Annotated in this window: 17 protein-coding genes and 1 pseudogene; 13 read left to right on the top strand and 5 right to left on the bottom strand. The window is 43.8% G+C overall.

Features of this window, described 5'->3' with window-relative positions:
- A complete protein-coding gene (locus AZF00_RS17910) occupies nucleotides 1–1,599 on the bottom strand; it encodes a type IV secretion system DNA-binding domain-containing protein (RefSeq protein WP_008252817.1) in 1,599 nt (532 codons plus the stop codon).
- Between the two features lie 336 nt (nucleotides 1,600–1,935).
- Nucleotides 1,936–2,250, bottom strand: a complete 315-nt coding sequence (locus AZF00_RS17900) for a hypothetical protein (protein WP_008252813.1) — start codon at nucleotides 2,248–2,250, stop codon at nucleotides 1,936–1,938.
- A 414-nt stretch (nucleotides 2,251–2,664) separates the two neighbouring features.
- Here AZF00_RS17900 and AZF00_RS19675 point away from each other — a divergent pair.
- Nucleotides 2,665–3,399 (top strand): annotated as a pseudogene (locus AZF00_RS19675) (IS30 family transposase).
- A gap of 491 nt (nucleotides 3,400–3,890) precedes the next feature.
- On the opposite strand, the gene AZF00_RS17890 reads toward AZF00_RS19675, so the two are convergent.
- The 3 genes from AZF00_RS17890 to AZF00_RS19220 all read right to left on the bottom strand — a co-directional run bounded on the left by AZF00_RS17890 (nucleotide 3,891) and on the right by AZF00_RS19220 (nucleotide 7,589).
- A complete protein-coding gene (locus AZF00_RS17890) occupies nucleotides 3,891–5,111 on the bottom strand; it encodes an NAD(P)/FAD-dependent oxidoreductase (RefSeq protein WP_008252809.1) in 1,221 nt (406 codons plus the stop codon).
- 267 nt (nucleotides 5,112–5,378) lie between these two features.
- Nucleotides 5,379–6,446, bottom strand: a complete 1,068-nt coding sequence (locus tag AZF00_RS17885; RefSeq protein ID WP_008252808.1) for a 2Fe-2S iron-sulfur cluster-binding protein — start codon at nucleotides 6,444–6,446, stop codon at nucleotides 5,379–5,381.
- A gap of 24 nt (nucleotides 6,447–6,470) precedes the next feature.
- Entirely contained in the window at nucleotides 6,471–7,589 is a 1,119-nt protein-coding gene (locus AZF00_RS19220; protein ID WP_082793692.1) for an NAD(P)-dependent alcohol dehydrogenase, read from the bottom strand.
- Between the two features lie 363 nt (nucleotides 7,590–7,952).
- Between AZF00_RS19220 and AZF00_RS17870 the strand changes: the two genes are divergently transcribed.
- The 12 genes from AZF00_RS17870 to AZF00_RS17815 all read left to right on the top strand — a co-directional run bounded on the left by AZF00_RS17870 (nucleotide 7,953) and on the right by AZF00_RS17815 (nucleotide 19,286).
- The gene (locus AZF00_RS17870; protein ID WP_062384540.1) at nucleotides 7,953–9,014 is read left to right on the top strand and encodes an alkane 1-monooxygenase; all 1,062 of its coding nucleotides are present in this window, start codon (nucleotides 7,953–7,955) and stop codon (nucleotides 9,012–9,014) included.
- A 58-nt stretch (nucleotides 9,015–9,072) separates the two neighbouring features.
- On the top strand, nucleotides 9,073–11,415 hold the full coding sequence (locus AZF00_RS17865; protein WP_062384537.1) for a TonB-dependent receptor: 2,343 nt from the start codon (nucleotides 9,073–9,075) through the stop codon (nucleotides 11,413–11,415).
- Between the two features lie 43 nt (nucleotides 11,416–11,458).
- Nucleotides 11,459–12,718 carry an aromatic ring-hydroxylating oxygenase subunit alpha gene (locus AZF00_RS17860; RefSeq protein ID WP_062384534.1) on the top strand — a complete coding sequence of 420 codons (1,260 nt, stop codon included), beginning with the start codon at nucleotides 11,459–11,461 and terminating at the stop codon, nucleotides 12,716–12,718.
- Nucleotides 12,719–12,772: 54 nt separating this feature from the next.
- Nucleotides 12,773–13,276 (top strand): aromatic-ring-hydroxylating dioxygenase subunit beta, encoded by a 504-nt coding sequence (locus AZF00_RS17855; protein WP_008252797.1) that lies wholly within the window; start codon nucleotides 12,773–12,775, stop codon nucleotides 13,274–13,276.
- An 18-nt stretch (nucleotides 13,277–13,294) separates the two neighbouring features.
- Nucleotides 13,295–14,041, top strand: a complete 747-nt coding sequence (locus AZF00_RS17850; RefSeq protein ID WP_008252795.1) for an SDR family NAD(P)-dependent oxidoreductase — start codon at nucleotides 13,295–13,297, stop codon at nucleotides 14,039–14,041.
- Between the two features lie 24 nt (nucleotides 14,042–14,065).
- Entirely contained in the window at nucleotides 14,066–14,377 is a 312-nt protein-coding gene (locus tag AZF00_RS17845; protein WP_008252794.1) for a non-heme iron oxygenase ferredoxin subunit, read from the top strand.
- Nucleotides 14,378–14,409: 32 nt separating this feature from the next.
- A complete protein-coding gene (locus tag AZF00_RS17840; RefSeq protein ID WP_040804053.1) occupies nucleotides 14,410–15,012 on the top strand; it encodes a TetR/AcrR family transcriptional regulator in 603 nt (200 codons plus the stop codon).
- A gap of 66 nt (nucleotides 15,013–15,078) precedes the next feature.
- Nucleotides 15,079–15,942 (top strand): VOC family protein, encoded by an 864-nt coding sequence (locus tag AZF00_RS17835; protein ID WP_062384532.1) that lies wholly within the window; start codon nucleotides 15,079–15,081, stop codon nucleotides 15,940–15,942.
- A 38-nt stretch (nucleotides 15,943–15,980) separates the two neighbouring features.
- The gene (locus tag AZF00_RS17830; RefSeq protein ID WP_008252791.1) at nucleotides 15,981–16,664 is read left to right on the top strand and encodes a P44/Msp2 family outer membrane protein; all 684 of its coding nucleotides are present in this window, start codon (nucleotides 15,981–15,983) and stop codon (nucleotides 16,662–16,664) included.
- A 24-nt stretch (nucleotides 16,665–16,688) separates the two neighbouring features.
- Nucleotides 16,689–17,516: an alpha/beta fold hydrolase gene (locus AZF00_RS17825; protein WP_008252789.1), complete on the top strand. Its 828-nt coding sequence runs from the start codon at nucleotides 16,689–16,691 to the stop codon at nucleotides 17,514–17,516.
- Between the two features lie 11 nt (nucleotides 17,517–17,527).
- Complete coding sequence (locus AZF00_RS17820; protein ID WP_008252786.1) at nucleotides 17,528–18,325, top strand: fumarylacetoacetate hydrolase family protein; 798 nt, start codon at nucleotides 17,528–17,530, stop codon at nucleotides 18,323–18,325.
- Nucleotides 18,326–18,371: 46 nt separating this feature from the next.
- Nucleotides 18,372–19,286: an acetaldehyde dehydrogenase (acetylating) gene (locus AZF00_RS17815; protein WP_008252785.1), complete on the top strand. Its 915-nt coding sequence runs from the start codon at nucleotides 18,372–18,374 to the stop codon at nucleotides 19,284–19,286.
- Nucleotides 19,287–19,293 lie beyond the last annotated feature (7 nt).

Here is a 19,293-nt window from a genome sequence, read left to right as displayed (position 1 = left end):
CTAGATTTCATCTAAGTTTATTGAATTTGTTGGATCAGGTTCCCTGTTTAGAGATCCGTCATTCTTGTTCGGTAGAGAAGTTGTTGTCCTGTATTGAAACCGGGTTCTGACTTTTAAATTCTTGGCAATGATGGGGACAACGATTTTCGTCCAGCCAGCAGCGCCAACCTTCAGATAACCGGTTCGGTCTGGCAAGCTCATGATCTCAGCAGGAAGAGAGACATCACGGAGTTCTCGGGTCTGCTCATACCGGCTTTCTCCGCGATGTACCGTTCTGGAAATCTCCTGCTGTCCGATTGTAGCTGCGAGTAGTTTGGCTGTTTCGCTTTCGGGAGACCTGAGGATTAGAGAATTTGAAAAGTTAGAGAGTAATGAGCGTGCGCCGTCTGCGCCAAAGATCTCATTCAGTTGCGAGGCACTTTGCATGCCCGCGATAACTCCGAGGCCATATTTTCGTCCTCGGGACGCGGCCAGGTTCAGGTCGTCGAGAGCACTATTACTAGCAATTTCGTCAACTATCAGCCACGTTCGCTTATTTCTACCTTGGGATGGATCTTTGGCAGACATCAGGGTTCTAATAATGATCCGTGCCCAGCAGCGGCGTAGCGGGCTTGTCAACGACGCTGATATATCCGAGTAGGGCAGCCAGAGATTTTGGCAACTGCTATGACCTTCACAATAAGCTTTCAGTGAAAAACCGCTGTCATTTGTCATTGGATTGAGTTCGCGAAGACATCGTAGATTCGAAGATGCAATTCCTTGGATGGATGCCAGCTGCCTGTCAGCACCGGAGTCGGTGAATCGGGAGGAGGGCGTATCCGCGAGTAGCTCCCGGAGGGTCGCGTTCGGAGTTTTACTTAGTAGTTCAATCAGATCAGCATTAGATGTTTGGCCGTTTTTGAGGCACGTTGCCATCAAATCCGACGTGTATTGCTGCGCGTTTTCATACCATGATGCAGCTTCGCCAGTTTGGTTTGAGATTAGTCCTTCCGAGATCGTCAAACAGTCACTTGGCATGCGAATTTCCGCAAATGGGGACCAATTTACTGATCTCTCATCCTCCGTGGATAAAATAATGTCATTATTTGAGTACAGGTACTTCATCAGGTCGCCGGACGGATCGAAGACAACCAATCTGTCACCTTTTTCGATGAGCTGCTTCATGATTGATAGGATAGCCTGCGTTTTTCCCGAACCAGTTTCTCCGGCCACACAAAACATCATTCCCTCGTTTTTGGTTAGTGGAATTTTGGCTCCGCTTAGGGAAATGAAGTCACGGGATTTGATCGTGGAAATTTTATTTATTTCAGACTTTGATTTCAGCTTGGTTCCTCGGATTACGTTCGTTCCATCAGAGATTTGCTGTACCAAGAAGTAAGTAAGCCCTAGGACGCAGATAGAGCCGAATAAAGCGAGATGTGCAAGATCTAAATCTTCAAAAATGCGGATTGCGGAATTATTTTGACTGGACACGTAAAAGCAGGTGCCTACAATTCCAACATTAGACAGAATCCATAAGCGCCAATGTTCAAAGAAGAGCATGAGTCCGCCGGCATGCATCACCGCAGCAATAACAAAAATATGGAGAGAATTATCCACCGTTAGCCTCACTCTTACTGCTTTCTAGTATTTTATTTAGGTCGTCACGAGTCCACCCCTTAATCTTACCTCGGGCAAAATACCTTGACGGTGGAATGTCACCGTCACGTTCAAAACGCCAGATCGTTGTTCGAGAAACGCCCAGAATTTTCATCAAGTCTGTTATGTGGAAAATTTTTTCTTCCGGCATGGCTAAGAGCCCTCTATCAGCAAGTTACTTATAGTTAAAGACAAGAAACGGAAGAAATATATCGAAAATTGGACTTTTCGAAAGAAAGTCAGATCATGAAAGTCTAACTTCCGAAAAGTGCTGTTTTTTGTTGCTGGTGATCGAGTTTATATGTTAGCGCGAAAAGACAATATGTATCCTTTTTCGTCGTCCGTTAGCTGCATGAAAATCTCTCTTGCGATTTTGGTCACGATGTCGGGAGGGGCAACAGTTGTATTACCAGTAAGCAAAAGGGAAATTGCCGTTTTAACGGAAATCACGTTAAGACTGTATGCATAGTCGGCCAATGCATGAGCGCGAGGTTCTAAGTTCTTTTCCATGATGAGTTTAAACTTTCTAACTATCGCGAAATCGGCAGAAAAATCTTTATCGAGATTAATCAAAAAATATATTTCAGTGAGTAAGAGATCTCGGTTTGACATAAATCTAATCCTTCTTCTAATTTAAATAAGGATTTTTAGGGTCCGATAGAACGTACCAAAAATACAGCAATTTTTGAGGAAAAGTGGAGATTTACAAGAAATTGGTCAGAATTTATTGCTACGATTGAATATAAAGTGTTGTAGGTTTGTGGCGGATGTCTTAAGTGAACTGATTCGCCGATAATCGATTTCCGGGATTAATGAAGATAGTACTTCGTGCTTAATATCGCACTAATCGATACATTTTAAGGAGAGTAAAACCCGATATCTCCTCACTTTTTATTACGCGGATTCAAATTCGAAGTGCATCATCTGATCAGGTAGAAGAAGCGGCCAGCTGAAGGTAAGTTCCCCATTTTTCTCCGGCAAGAGATGAAGTGATGATGGGAACTTACCTATGACCAACGATGCCAGATAGCAACCCTAAAGAAAAGAAAATGCACACAAAGTGAGATAGCCGATATTATTGAGGTGAGCCAGTCAACGGTAAACCGGGAGCTGGCTAGAAACACCGGAGGTAGAGGGTATCGTCATAAACAAGCACACAGGAAAGCTGTTCTGAGGCGCGAAGCGGCGGTTAAGCCGACGAGAATGATGTCAGAAATGATAGCGTCAATTGAATTGAAATTACGCATAGAGTGGAGTCCAGAGCAGATATCCGGCTGGCTACTGACGGATCAAGATCGCTTGATTAGCCATGAAAATATTAAGCTTTATGTATGGGCAAATAAGCAGGCAGGCGGCAACATTTATACGCATTTTCGTCAACAGGGCAAGAAGTATGACAAGCGCCGTAACGGTAAATCGACGCGGGGTCAGATAAAGAACCGCGTGAGCATAGAGGATCGGCCAGGCATTGTTGATGATAAATCGCGGATTGGTGTCTGCACAGGTTAACAGTAAGAGCGCTAAAGCAGTTGCCAAGGCGACAATTAAGCTGCTCAAGCCTTATGTAAAGATTCAGTGCTTAGTATAACGGCCGACAACGGTGAAGAGTTTGCGTCCCATGAACAAATCAGCAAGGCACTCTCAACCGGATTTTACTTTGCGCTCCCTTATAGCTCTTGGGAGCGGGGCTTAAATGAGAACACCAACGGTCTTTTGCGGCAGTATTTCCCGAAAAGTACAGATTTTAAGATAGTGAGCTAAGCGGAAGTGAAACGCGCGGTAAATAGACTAAATTCTCGTCCAAGAAAAAACCCAGGACTCAAAAATTCAGGTGGATTAATGAATGAACATAGGGCTGCGTTAGCAGCTTAAACTTTGATGCACTTCGGATTTGAATCCGCGTTACCTGATTGGCAGAGGCCTTCTTTTGAGTGCAGGTAGACTCAGTCATTCAGTTTTTTCGGAAAGTATCGAAACGATACAGGATTTCAGTGTGCTTGACTCTTCCGGCGGCTATCAGTAGGAATATTTATTATCGGCCAATGTGGAGCTCCAATCGCAGGATCAACATTTGTCGAATTGCATTGAATTTTGAACCATTGGGGAAGATATTTTAAAAATAGACTGATCCTAGATATCTGCCTGTAAATAGTTAATTGAAAAGTGAAAGCACTACACTCGTTGATCATTTACAAATACAAATCCGGGATCAGTATTAAACAAAAATTAATAATTGCTAATCAGACATTGCTTCAGTCTATAAACGAGTCTACTAAATTTATAGACTGGTCTGAAAGCATGGTTGGATTAGCTGTCTTTTTATCCACAAGGAGGCGTTTGATAGCCATGAATTCTTTGGGACTATTAATGCAGTCAGCAGATAGAAGGGTGGAACCTTTAAAATAAAATGCTATAAAACAACGGCCGGTGTTCGGGTCCCCACGTAAAATTACGTTGTCAAAACCTTGGGCGAGCCCTGCAATTTGTAGTTTTAGATCGTATTGATCTGACCAAAACCAAGGCAGGGCGGAATAAGTTTCTAATTTACCGCATAATGTTTTAGCGGCAATTTTGGCCTGATCGTTGGCGTTTTGGATTGACTCCAATCGCACTCGATGCCCGTATATAGGATGGAATTGATTAGCGCAGTCACCTGCAGCTACTATATTATGGTCATTCGTGCGACAGAATTCATCCACCATAATGCCGTCGTTTATATCCAACCCCGCAGCGCATGCTAGCTCCGTAGCTGGAAGTACGCCTATTCCGATTAAGATAATATCAGCTTTAAATATGCGGCCGTCATCGAGGCGCACTCCCGTCACGCAGTCTGCTCCTTCTATGGCGGTCGCAGATGCATTAGTGATGATAGTGACTCCTTCTTCTTCATGGATACGAGTGTAAAAAGCAGAGACTTCAGGGGAGGTGATTCTGGCAAGAACCCTAGGCATTGCTTCTAGTATGGTTACATTCATTCCTCTCTTGCGCATTGATGCGGCAGCCTCTAATCCGATGTAGCCTCCGCCGATAATCACCGCAGATTTGTTAGGGGCCATGGATTCTCGAATTTCGAGTGCATCCCGTAGATCTCGAAGATAGCATACCCCTTTAAGGTTGTGACCGGGAATTGATATTTTCCTGGCGTAGGCTCCGGTGGTGAGCGCTAGCTTGGTGTAATTTATTTCCTCGCCGCTATTAAGGGTGACGTTGCTTTTCTCGCGATCTATTCGTAAAACTTGTTTTCCAAGAAGCAAGTTGATATTGTTTTTTTCGTAAAATTCAGTAGCGCGGATGGGTATGTTAGGCACACTAGATTCACTGCTGAGTACTATCTTTGATAGTGGAGGTCGGTGATATGGAAAATTTTCATCTGAACTTATAATGGTTATATTTCCGTTCCATCCCTCTTGGCGAAGTGAGAAGGCAAGTTGAACAGCTGCGTGGCTGCCCCCGATAACTATACAATGTTGCATTAAATTTAAACCTCAAAAGTTGTAATGCATCTTATTTTTTAAAGAAAATAAATCGGAAATAATGCGCGTCTTCTTGGTGGTGTTAGTTTTATAGCGCTAAGTTAATAAGCCCTGTGTTTAATATTGTTCGCATCGAGTAATCGCCAATAATTACTTAAAATTATGATAAATTTTACTAGCAAAGGGTAATGCAGCGAGACACTAAATCTGTTGATGCCACTGTCGGCGGAGTGGCAGCGGTTAGTCTCGACGTTTATGTGGATATAGCTACGACATCTTCGCGCTATGGCTTTGGTCTGTAAACTTGTCGTAATGTATCGAGCTAAGTTGTACACCATTCTCTGTCAGTGTGGCGATTCCTGCGTCAATCATTCCTGGTGGCCCGCACATATAGGCTTCAGCATTTTCAGTCTCAATATTCGGAAATGCATCTAGTATGAATTCCGTCACGAGGCCGCGAGCCCCGTCCCATGTGCTTTCCTTAGGTTCATGTGAGAGGACTGGTAGGAACAAAAAGTCACCGTTCCATTTATCTGATATTTCCTTTATAACATCTAGTTCATATAAGTCTTTTTGAGTTCGAGCGCCGACTAAAAGAGCGCAAGGTCTATTTACATTATTATTAATTGCATCTTTTAATATGCTGAAGATGGGCGCTAGACCACTACCGCCAGCAATGCACAGCATAGGAGAAACACTGTCTCTTAGGTGGAAGTTTCCATGAGGTCCGGTTAAATCTAATATTTCGTTTTGCATGTTTCCAGAAAATAAACGTTCAGTAAATCCGCCGCCGTCTACTTTTCTGATATAAAAAATAACGTCGGAAACGCCAGCGTCTTCTGGAGCGCTGGCAAATGAATAGTTCCTTTCGCGTGCAAGACTTTGAGCTTTAATATTTGCGTATTGGCCGGCAATGAATTTAAGTGGCTGGCTTAGTTTGATGGTGACCTTAGCTATGTCATGTGTAAGTAGTTTGTTTTCGATGATTCGGCCGGTAAAGCTACTAAGATTTGAGGGGGTGGTCTCGTCAAGCTCAACAGATATAATTGTTTTTTCTTGTCGAGGGGTTGACTGGCAAGCCAGGATATAGCCGGAAGATACCTCTTGGCTTGAAAGGGTGTAGCCGAACTCGGAATGTGCTGAAATTTTGCCTTCTAAAAGACGGCATTTACACGATCCGCAGGTTCCTACGGTGCAATTGTGTGGGAAGTTGATTCCGTTTCGTAGTGCGGACTCCAAAATAGTGCTCCCTGGCTCAACAGGGAAGTCCAACTGTTTTCCTTCTAGAAATACAGTTCTTATTTTCTTTTTAAAAAGTGATTTAAAGATTTTCATGAAATTAAATATTCCTTTTAAATATCAAAATATCAAAATAGGCTTTACTGTGGCGCCACTTAAAGAGTCTTTGATAGCTTGATTTATATCGGAAAATTTATATTTTTTGATTAGTTTTTCAAATGGTAGTTTCCCATCCTCATAAAGCTTAATCAGTTCTGGGATGAAGTCGTTAGACACTGCGTCTCCTTCGAGTACGGCTTTGATTCCAACGCCCCGAAGAAGCATGCTCAATAGATTTGAGGGTAGCGTAGCATCAGCTGGAGGGACGCCAATCATGTACAGGGTTCCGTTTGGCATTAATGAATCTACGCCGGTGCCGATGAGGCTGGGTATGCCTGTCGTATCAATTGCGTGCTGCACCCCGCCTTGATGGAGCTGCTGAATATACTCTAGCATATTTGTTACTGTAGCAGGATCAACGACATTCGTGGCTCCGAGTTCCGTTGCTAGCAGGCGTCGGGCGGGATTGGGCTCTACTACCGTCACGACAGTTCCATCTACAGTTTTTGCGCCGAGTAATGCGCTTAATCCAACCGCGCCTCCACCAAAGATAATTAGAGATTCGTTTGGGCGAATTTTCATGGAGTTTAGTACTGTGCCCACTCCTGTCTGTATGCCGCATCCTAAAGGTCCAAGAAGTTCTAGCGGTAAGGACGATGAGACGGGGACGGTGTTTCTTTCGTGCGCTATAGCGTATTGAGCGAAGGAGGATTGACCGAAAAAGTTGGAATAAATGGAATTTTTGAGATCGTGTGCTGGCACACTTTGATCGTCGGGTCTCGATCCGCCGAAATTGTGGGCAAAAAAGTTATAGCAATAGGCTGGTGCGTTTATTCTGCAGTTCGGGCAGGAAGCGCAATAGTCGTAACTAAGTACGACGCTATCTCCAGGTTTAACTTTTGTTACTTTGTCGCCTACGGATTCAACAATACCGGAGCCTTCGTGGCCAAGAACGATCGGAAGTGGGGAGGCGAAACCTTTTTGAACTGCTATATCGGTATGGCATATACCGCAACCTACCAATTTAACTCTTACTTCGTATTCGCGTGGGGCGTCAAGTTCAATTTCCTCTAATACAAAATCTCCGCCTACTTCTCGTACTACGGCTGCTAAGGCTTTTAGGGGGGATGGTTTTAGCATGATAATCTCCTAGGTAAAAACGTATAAGTTTGTGGGTAATTATTCTTGGCTATCTAGGGGCCGGTATCTAATATATATGCCGCCCTGTTATTCACGGGTCGTGTATTGGCTAATAGGTTTGTTCTTAATCTGGGATATAACATAATCCATATTCTTCATACTGTAAAATATTTTGTATAAATATGGTTTCTAAATAGAATTTTAAAATTAAAATAATACACAACTTATTGTAATTATTAATTTTTTTATAAAGTTGTATGAGGATTGCTGTTTTGACTGCAAAATGGTTGACACAGGAGTGTTAGCGTAGTTTACTAGCTTTACCGTATTTATGTACTGTTTAAATAATAATGGTGAGTTAAAGTGGATTATATAAAGTATTGGGTTCCAGTATTGGCGGTGGTCGTTGGTTATTTGGGTATGATTGCTGGCGGGGTGTGGGTGTGGTCAGGTTTTGCAACGCTACCTTTGCTGGCTGTAATGGATTCAATTGCTAGCCATGACCTAAGTGTAAGGAATATGAAGGACGGTATCGGTGCTTTGTTGCCGTTATGGTTGTCCGCGTTAGGCCCGGTTGGGTTATACATTGTTTTTGCTTATCACGTTAGTTTGGGTGACGGTCCGCTGGTTGTGCTGGGTGCAATGTTGACACTTGCATGGCTCAATACCGCTCCCTTGCTCCCTGCTTGCCATGAGCTATTTCACCGAAGGGGCGCCTTCTCGAGAACTCTTGGTAGATACTGCCAGGTCGGTTATTTTGATCCAATGAGGGATATAGCGCATGTAGTTGGTCATCATATAGACGTGGCTACATACGAAGATGGCGATACCTCGAGGAGGGGCGAAACACTTTATTTCTTCGCTTTGGATGCGATGTTTAAGTCTGTTCAGCATTCAATTCGTATGGAGTGCCAAGCAAATGAGGCGGCCGGTCGATCACGGTGGAGTATTGGGAATAGGCTATATAGATCAGTAGCTGCACTGATATTATTTCATCTCGTTATCTACTTTATTGGTGGGGTGTTTGCCTTGGGTGTCGCGTTATGCGCGCAATTGATTGCTAGATTTTTAGTAGAGGCATTCAACTATTTTCAGCATTATGGGGTAGTTCGGATTTCCGGGAAGCCGATTCAGCGACGCCACCTCTGGAACCACCATAAATGGTTTTCTCGCGTTTATACTTTTGAGATAACTAATCACGCAGAGCATCATCTTGATTCCTACAAGGAGTATTACAAATTGGTACCGGATGAGGGGAGTATAAGAATGCCTAGTATATTTATATGCTTCTTTTTAGGGTTAGTTCCTCCGTTGTGGGAAAAATATATCATTCGACCATCTTTGCAGAAATGGGATGACGAATATGCTAGCGAGGATGAGCGCGCTGTGGGGGAAAATGATAACAAGCTGGCAGGATGGTTATAAGTCCGATTATTAGTGCCGGATTCGTAATTTCATATTTTGTTTTCAGAGGGAAATTTTTGTGACGAAAGTTAATAATATAATAAGTAAGTCCAGCAAACTAATTCCAGGTATCGCTGTAGCAGCTACTATAGTCTATTCCGCGAGTTCATTTTCTCAGGTAGCAGATGGGGAAAAGAAAAGGTCGTCGAGCAGGCTGATCGAAGAGGTTATGGTAACAGCGCAAAAAAGAGAAGAAAATCAGCAGGATGTAGCAATCGCTATATCCGCTTTTTCAGGAGATAGGCTGGAAGCTCAGGGCGTGGAGACAACAATAGACCTGCAACTTGTAACACCGAGTTTGACAATGACGAGTACCGCCGGCTTTACCTTGATTTATTTGCGCGGAATCGGGTCTTCGGCCTTTATATCCTCTTTTGATCCTTCAGTGGCAACATATGTCGACGGGATTTACGTGCCAATGCAGCAGGGTGCGGTTACTGATCTAGCTGGTATAGAGCGAGTTGAGGTGTTAAAGGGCCCACAAGGAACATTGTTTGGGCGAAATTCGACTGGGGGAGCTATTAGTATTACTTCAAAGACTCCTGGCGATGAGCTCGAGGCCAATCTGTCTGCTGACATAGCGAATTATGACAGTGAAAAATATAAATTTTATGTGGCGGGTCCGATAACTGATACGATCTCTGGAAGCGTTTCGGGGGTAAAGTCCGTCGCCGATTCATATTACACGTTGGTAGATAATGAAGGTAATGAACGCGATGGCCTTCAGGGAGAATCGACAGAAGGTGCGCGGTTGCGCTTTAGATGGTCGCCAAGTGATTGGTTCGAGATGAATGTGGCTGGATATAAAATAGATTTCGGTTCGGGTATGGCGATGTTGGAAGCAAACAACAGTCCATCAGCTATCGGGACTGCCGCGGGTGCCCAGCCAGCAGATGACTATGAAACAAATGTAAGCTCGCCACCTCGCGCGTTAAGTAGTGTAACGACTAAATATTTAGATCTATTTGCAGAGCTCCCATTGTTTGACCTCAAGATGATCTACGGGGATCAAGATGTGCAGACGGACGAGATCGTATGGGATTTTGATGGGGGAAATGTAGATGCACTTTCGTTTACAACGTTTAATTTGCCGAATCAGCTTGAAACGTTGGAGTTACAATTTTTATCAAATGAAAGCACTCCAAGTTGGATGTCTTGGGTGGCTGGTCTTTACTTTCTTAAACAGCATTCGGGGTACGACCCCTTTATACTCACAGCTGCCGGTGCGGGCGGGGAGCGACCTGGCGGGGCGCTATTAGGGTTGGTGTCGCAGGAAACTTTAAATATTGCTTTGGCGGCGGCGCCGCAGCTTGGGGGTGTGCCCTTGTTGGCCGGCCCTGGGCTAAAACTAAATCTGTTTGGAGTGATGGACACAACGTCTAACTCAATTTTTGCGCAAGGGTCTTTCGATATTACTGATGGGTTAAGCGTTACTGTCGGGGGCCGGTATCAGGAAGAAGAGCGGATTCTGGTTAAGCAACATGTGTCAGCCCCAAATGCAGATGGTGGTGAAACTATTATCTTTCAATATGATGAGCCGAATGTGCAAGAAACGAACTTCGCACCCAAAATATCACTTGAATATAGAGCGCTTGATAATCTCCTGTTTTATACCACCTGGACCAGAGGTTATAAAAGCGGTAGTTATAATGTCCTAAGTATTTACAATCCTCCGCAGTATGTTCGTCCAGAGGTTGTGACCTCCAAAGAGTTTGGTGGGAAAACCGAATTTTTTGATGGTGGGATGAGGCTGAATTTTGCAGTATTTGATACGACGATAGAAAACCTCCAAGAGCTTTCTATATCTGTTCTCCAAGGCGGAGTACTTTCGGCAGAGAACGCAGCAACTGCGAATAGTCGAGGTTTCGAATTTGATGCGGTTTTAGTTCCATTTTCTAATAATGTTGGATTTGCAGTGACTGTAAGTGGTACTTATTTGGAGCCGTTTTATGAAGACTACCCAAATGCGACCGGTTTTGATGACACAACTGGTTTTCCGTACAATGATGGCGACTTTTCTGGTAATCAGATTGCGAGAGTTCCGAAGAAAACAGCTGCCATATCACTCTCTCAGCTTATAGAATTTCAGGATTCTGAGTTAGAGATAGGGGTAGACGGATATTATAATAGTGGGATGTACTTCCATCCGCAAAATTCAGATTCATCTTATCAAGAAGCTTATAGCATAGTGAGTGCTAGGATCGGATTCTTTTATATTCCGTGGGGCCTTCGGCTCACAGCGTATGGCCAAAATATAACCGACGAAGCATATGTTAGTGATAGTAGCACTATAGACGTTGGAACAAAGGTAAGGTTCGGTCCACCGTTAGAGTATGGGCTAAAATTGAGCTTTGATTATTGATTTTGTCTTTTAAAAATAAATACTATTTTAGTATGGTGATGATATGGTTGTTAAAAAAGAAAATTCATTAAAAATAGACGCTGATAAATGTGAGTTTCTGGTTGGGCGTATAAATTTTGTCAGCGATGAAATATTTGAATTGGAAAAAGAAAAAATTTTTTCAAAATGCTGGCTATATCTTGGTCATGAAAGTGAGTTAGCAAAAGCCGGCGATTTCGTGACAAGGCAGGTCGGTGGTAGGTCGATAATATTTGTTAAGGACCGTGAATCCGAGGTCAAGGCATTACTAAACACATGCCCTCATCGGGGTGCGCAAGTTTGCCGTGAAAAATCTGGAACTGCAAAATCATTCCAATGTTTTTATCACGGTTGGGTTTTTTCTAACTCGGGAAAACTGGTTGGCATTCCGGGTGATGATAGCTATCCTGATGGGTTTATTGATAACCCAGAAAAGAGTTTGACTCCAGTTCCATTGCATAGTTCGTATAGAGGTTTTCATTTCATTTGTTTTGATAGGGGCTCAATTTCCCTAATTGATTACCTTGGGAATTCGAAAGAATATCTGGATCTAGTTGTTGACCAGGCAGAGTTTGGAGCCGAGATTATAGGCGGCACACAAGAGTACTCGATTGATGCCAATTGGAAGCTTCTTGCGGAAAATAGCTACGATGGTTACCACGCGCCAACAAATCATTCTACGTATTTCGATTACTTGAAAAATACGACAGGCGGTTTAAATGGATCTAAATTAGAGGGTGTGGGCTTGGATCTCGGTAACGGGCATGGTGTTATCGAGTACACGGCGCCGTTTGGTCGGCCCATAGCTAGTTGGATAGAGGCGTGGGGGGAGGATGGGAAGGTTAGAATTAACAAAATATATGCGCGGTTGGTTGAACGTTTTGGAGAGGAGCGGGCTAGTCGAATTGCTAAATTCAACCGAAACATACATATTTTTCCAAATCTAGTTGTTAACGACATAATGGCGCTGACCATAAGGACGTTTTTTCCACTAGCTCCTAATCATATGCATGTGAACGCTTGGTCCCTAGCGCCGGTCGGCGAGGATGACGTTGATAGAAAGGAGCGTATGTTTAATTTTCTCGAATTTCTGGGGCCGGGCGGGTTTGCCACGCCTGATGATATCGAGGCTTTAGAAAATTGTCAGTTAGGTTTTAGGAACATGCTGGAAGCTCGGTGGAATGATGTTTCTAGGGGTATGAACAAAGAAGAGCCCGCATCAGACGATGAAGAGCAAATGCGGGGTTATTGGAAAGAGTGGTCTCGACGAGTATTTGATACCTAGCCGTGTGGCATTTCTATGTTTTAGAGATTTGTCATTGAGTATTGAGGATACATTATGAAAAATTATAAGTGCGTTTCCGATATTTCAAAGTCGGATATAGAGGATTTTATCGTTGAGGAGTCTTATTTGATAGATAGCTGGAAATTAGAAGAATGGTATTCGCTATTTTCGACTGGCGGTAGCTATTTAGTCCCGTCGACGGATATTGATTATAATTCTTCTCCAGCGGAAAATTTATTTTATATTGCGGACGATTACTTTCGGTTAGGGGAGAGGGTGAAAAGGCTTTTAAAGCGAAATGCACACTCGGAATTTCCACGATCTAAGGTTTTGCATCAGAATACTAATTTTCGAATTATTTCCTCGGATCTCGACACCTTGTATGCGTCATGCAATTTCCTAATCCACCGAACAAAGATTGATACGGTTAAATGCTTTTATGGAACCGCGTACTATAAATTTAATGTTGATGGTGGCGAAATAAAAATAAAAGAAAAGAGATTGGCCATGGCAACAGAAGGTCTTCGGAAGCAAGGTCGGATTAGTATAATATTATAATAATGGGATGTTTTGATTATGGATGGAGTAGCAGTAGTAACTGGATCTGGTCGTGGCATAGGTTTTGCGCTCGCTAAACGGTTAGCAAAGGATGGTTTCTCACTTTTGATTGCGGACATAGATCGTGATTTGGCATCTGAGGCAAGGGATAAAATTCGGCACGAATTTTCGTCTAAGGTAGAAATATTTGTTGGTGATATTTCGGCGCAAGACTCAAATAAAGAAATGATCGAATATGCCATCGAGAATTTTGGTGGAATTGATGTGCTTGTAAATAACGCAGGTGGCGGTGTAATTTCGCCATTTTTAGAGCACACGCCTGAGTCATTGCATACCACTATATCTAGAAATTTATGGACCACAATTTGGAGTTGCTGGCATGTACTTCCATTTATGGTTGCAAAGAATTATGGGCGTATCGTCAACATCGGCGCTGACTCAGTACGGAATGGATTGTGGAATCATGCGGCATATAACGCTGCGAAAGGAGGCGTGCATGGGCTTACAAGTGGTTTGGCAAGGGAGTTCGCTCAGCAGGGCATTACAGTTAACACCGTTGCGCCCTGCGCTGTGAGTACGCCTCAATTAGCTGAAATAGGGCGGCTAGATAAGGATATGTTAGCTAAATATTTGAGCGTCATTCCGATGGGGCGCGCCGCGGACATGGATGAAGTTGCTTCGGCTGTTAGCTATTTAGCTTCGGAGGAGGCACGCTACATCACTGGTCAAGTGATTAGCGTAAATGGTGGAAGTACGATGTTGTAGAAAATTCTAGAATAGGTGATATGGATGAGTTTGATAGAGCTTTTTGATGTAAGTGAGATTTCCAGTGGTGAGATGCGAAAAGCAGAGTTGCCATGTGGTAAAACAGTTGCGGTTTATAATGTGGATGGAGAGATTTTCGCCACAGCAGATCTGTGCACCCACGAGGATGTGTCGCTGTGTGACGACGGGAGCTTACTCGGTGGTGTGGTCGAGTGCGGGTGGCATTATGGGACGTATGATGTAAAGACTGGTAAGGCCCTTACTTATCCTTGTGAGGTGGATCTTGAAGTGTACCCAGTAAGAATTATCGATCACAGGGTGCTTTTAGAGGTATAATATTAATAAATATTATACCTCGGGGGTTGCTTGTGAGTGCTAAGAAAAGAACGCAGTCTGAGCGGAGTTTAGTGACCAAAGAAAAGATTTTGATGGCGTCGTCGCATTTGATAGCGCTAAATGGTTTTTCTCAATTACGAGTGGCGGATATCGCAGCTGAAGCAGGGATATCGGTAGGGGCAGTTCTACATCACTACAAAACGAAAGATGCCATTTTGCTCGCGACAATTGAATATGCTTTTTCGAATGTTACACACCTATCTTTGAGGCGTGCAATGAAGAATTTTGACGGAAAGGATGTGTGGGCGGAGTTGATTGATGATGCTAAAGAGTTTTTCTTTAGCGACTATTTTTTCATCGCAGTTAATATATTGCTCTCATCCATGACTCCGTCCGCATTGAGGGGTGAGATTGTTGATATCACAAGATCTGCCCGCGTACCAGTTGAGGATGCATGGGCTAAGGCTCTCGTCTCAAAAGGATACTCTGAAAAAAGGTCAGCTGGGCTGGTGGCAATGACGTTTTCAATGATACGGGGCTTTGCTGTCAGGAATTTGTGGGATAACTCGGTAGGTGTGTGGGATGAGCATCTTGCGATGTGGAAGGAGTTGGTTGAGAGCGAAATGAAAAAATAGCAATAGGTATTTGGATTTCGGTAAAGCGGGTGTGGTGATTTTAATTAAACTCTAGTGGGGTAAGATATGTCTGGCGCCTTGGTTAAAGATATAGCGTATGTACGTATTGTTACAAGTAATTTTGTAGAGTCAATTGATTTTGCGGTTAATGTCCTTGGATTAGAGATTTCTTTTAAAGACAAAAACAAAGCGTACCTACGGTCAGATAATAGGTATTGCACAATATGCTATGAATATGGGGTGAACTCAGAACAGGTCGTAGGTTTTGAAATTGATGGGCCGAATGAGTTGCGGGTAGCTACAAATGCCCTGGAGGAGCGTGGGGTTCCACTTCGCTGGGGCACGCGGGAAGAGTGCGCTGAACGTCATGTGGAGGAATTTATCTCTTTCAGTGATCCGTCGGGAAATATGATTGAGATGGTGACTTATCCTGAATATACCGGCCGGAGGCATTATCCTTCTCGAGACGCTGGTATCACGAAATTCAGCCATGTAGGACTTTTTTCGAAAGACCCAAGGTCTGACCAGGATTTTTGGTGCTCTATTTTTAATGGGCGCGTAAGTGACTGGGCGGGACAAATTGCATTGCTTCGATTTAATGAGGTTCATCACACTCTAGCGCTAACGCCGAGAGAGGAGTCGGGGATTCATCATATTAATTTTCAGGTGGAATCTATTGATGATGTTATGCGGTCTTACTATTTCTTGAGGGAGCGTGGGACCAAAATAATATTTGGTCCAGGGAGGCATCCAACGTCAAGTGCTGTTTTTTTATATTTTCAAGGGCCGGACAATCTAGTCTACGAATATTCATGCGGTGTTCGGAGTATTTTGGATGAGGAGGGTCACAGGCCGAGACAGTTTTCGAGAAGTAATTGGGGGGCTTGTCTATGGGGAGCAAGGCCAAACGGGTTTTTGCCGGATGGCTAAAATAATTAAATACTAAAAATAAACTAATAGGTAATTGTATGAAACTATTAAATAAATATTGTTTTTCAGGTGTTTTTGTTGCTTTTTTTAATTTCAATGGAAATGTGTTGGCGGCTGAGCGGTTATATGTTTCGGCTTCATATACTGAAGCTAAGACCTCAGATATCAATATCTTGGAGCTCGAAACGACCCGCACCTACGACCCCGCAGCTAGTCTTCTTTTGGTGAATACAGATCGAAAGTCGTCATCGTATAATGCAGGAATCGGCGATAGTACTGGCTCGTCGATATCTTTCGGCTACGACAATGTTGGAAGTAGCCGAATGGAATTAGAACTTGGGTTTAATGAGTATGAAGTAGAGTCCGTGTCCGGCGGAACCATTCTGTCGGCTGGTGACTCGCTTGAGTCAAAATCATTGGCGTTTAATTACTGGTACGATGTGGGCGAGTTCTTAGGTGTGAATCCGTATGTCGGTTTTGGTTTGGGTGGTGCGGAATATTCAATGGAGGGCGAAAGGTCGTCTAGTTTTGAGATGATGCTTGGTGCGGGCCTGTCATATAAGTTTACGAGAAGGTTGGTAGTAGATTTTTCCGCTCGCTACAAGAAGTCTAGTGAGTACGAATTTGTATTTGAGAGCGATGATGGAACTGTAATTAAAGAGTTAAATTTAGAGCAAGATAAGGTAATGCTTATGCTTGGAATTAGGTATAACTTTTTTTAATAAACAATAAATAAGGGTGTAAGTATGAAGACAGAAGTTGGCAAGTCAGTAATCATTAATGGAATTAAAACTAATTATCATGATGAAGGTGATGGATATCCGTTGATCCTTTTGCATGGATCCGGCCCCGGTGTTACAGCTTGGGCTAATTGGAGGAATAATTTTGATCATTTCGCTTCAAAATACAGAGTCATCGCTCCGGATATGGTTGGGTTTGGATACACCGACGCGCCAGATGGCGTTAAGCTTTCACCAGGCTTATGGGTGGACCATGTTGTTGGCTTGCTTGACGAGTTAGGTGTTGATAAGGCGCATGTCATAGGTAACTCATTTGGTGCGGGAATTACGCTTTCGATGTTATTAAGTCATGGCGATCGGTTTGATAAAGTTGTGTTGATGGGGGCGGTTGGTGTTGATTTTGAGATAACTGAAGCGCTGGATGATATTTGGGGCTATAAGCCTTCTTTGGATAATATGCGAAAAGTAGTGTCGTTTCTCAGTTCGGGGAAGTTGAATATTGCAGATGAATTAATTAAGTCTAGATATGAAGCCAGCTTGAGTGAAAGTTCAATGAAATCATATCGAGATAATTTTGGAATCGAAAATAGGCAGAAACTTGTAGATATGTTTGCGTTACCTGATGCGGATATAAAGAGCATTGATCATGAGGTGTTTGTTGTTCACGGGAAAAAAGACCAAGTCATACCGCTTAGTAACTCGATAAAATTGTGCTCCCTTATTAAAAATTCCGACTTATTGGTATGCTCAGACGCTGGGCATTGGGTTCAAATTGAACGGAAAGAAACCTTCAATACATCCGTATCTAATTTTCTCGAGCATGGTTTTTCATAAGGAAATAAAATATGCATTGCAAACTTGGGATTAAGCGTTTGGATAGCATAGCGACGGAGCTCTATGAGTGTTTAAAGTCTGCGACTACAACACCGCCATTGAGTGATGTGTATAAAAATATTGATATCGAAGATGCATATTATATATCCAAGCGAATCCTTGATCTAAGGATCGGAGATGGGGAAACAATAACGGGGAAAAAAATTGGCGTCACTAGTAAGGTTGTACAGGATATGCTGGGTGTACACCAGCCGGATTTTGGATTTCTAACCGATGCAATGTATTGTGAAAATGGCGTATCTATCGAGTTGGAAAAACGCCTTATTCAACCTAAAGCGGAGGCGGAAATAGCTTTTTTTCTTAAGTCTGATCTTGTTGGGCCGGGGGTGACGGAGGCTGATGTGTTAGCTGCAACCGACTATATTATGCCTTGCTTTGAGATCGTGGACTCTAGGATAGATGGCTGGAGAATAAAAATACAGGACACGATTGCGGATAACGCCTCCTGTGGGATTTATATTCTAGGGGATTCCAAGCTGGATCCCCGAGATATCGATTTACCTAATCTTCGGGTGTCGGTTTGGAAAAATGATGAATTCTTAAGCGAAGGTATAGGCAGCGCAGTGCAGGGAAACCCATTAACGGCTGTGGCATGGTTGGCAAACACTCTGGGGGGGTTTGGTATTTCCTTAAACGCCGGTGAAGTCATACTGTCAGGTTCCTTAGTTCCTCTTGAGCCAATCCAAGCCGGTGACAAAATGCGAATGGAGCTGCATGGGGTTGGTCGTGCCGCAGTGCAGTTTGTGTAATTAATTATTCGTAGCAAGCCCAAATTTACTGTGAGAGTTAGCAATAATGGCTGAAAAAATTAAGGCAGCAATTATCGGTCCAGGCAATATCGGTACCGATTTATTGATGAAAGCACTTAGATCCGAATTTATCGAACCGGTCTGGATGGTGGGTGTAGATCCCGACTCGCCTGGTTTGACGCGGGCTGCGGAAATGGGCTTAAAGGTCACCTCAGAAGGCGTTGATGGCATGTTGCCGACGATGCGCGCTGACGGTGTGCAGATATGCTTTGATGCAACCTCAGCCTATGTTCACGCAGAAAACTCTCGCAAGGTAAATGAGCAAGGCGCGCTCATGATCGATTTGACGCCTGCGGCGATTGGTCCGTACTGCGTGCCACCGGTCAATTTGAAGGACGCTCTCGCTGAAGGCTGTATGAATGTAAATATGGTGACCTGCGGTGGCCAGGCGACCATACCCATGGTGGCGGCAGTCTCACGGGTACAGGAAGTGAGCTACGGCGAAATCGTGGCCACTGTGAGCTCTCTCTCCGTTGGGCCGGGTACCCGCAAAAACATTGATGAATTTACACGTACAACCGCCGGCGCAGTTGAGCGAGTTGGTGGCGCGGCAAAGGGCAAGGCGATAATCGTTATTAACCCCGCTGAGCCACCGCTGATGATGCGCGATACGATTCATTGTTTAACCGTCGACACGCCTGATCAAACGGCGATAACAGCTTCTGTCCATGACATGATTGCTGAGGTGCAAAAATACGTGCCCGGCTACCGCCTCAAGAATGGGCCGGTATTTGATGGCAATCGGGTGTCAATTTTTATGGAAGTCGAAGGGCTTGGCGACTTCCTGCCGAAATACGCGGGCAACCTCGATATTATGACCGCAGCGGGCTTACGCACTGCAGAAATGTTTGCCGAAGAAATGTTGGCTGGCCGTTTAACACTAAAGCCAACGGCGGCCTAAGGGGATA

Source organism: Zhongshania aliphaticivorans, assembly GCF_001586255.1.
GTDB lineage: Bacteria > Pseudomonadota > Gammaproteobacteria > Pseudomonadales > Spongiibacteraceae > Spongiibacter > Spongiibacter aliphaticivorans.
The sequence above is the reverse complement of the archived record's forward strand: the minus strand, read 5'-3'. Positions and strand labels throughout refer to the sequence as shown.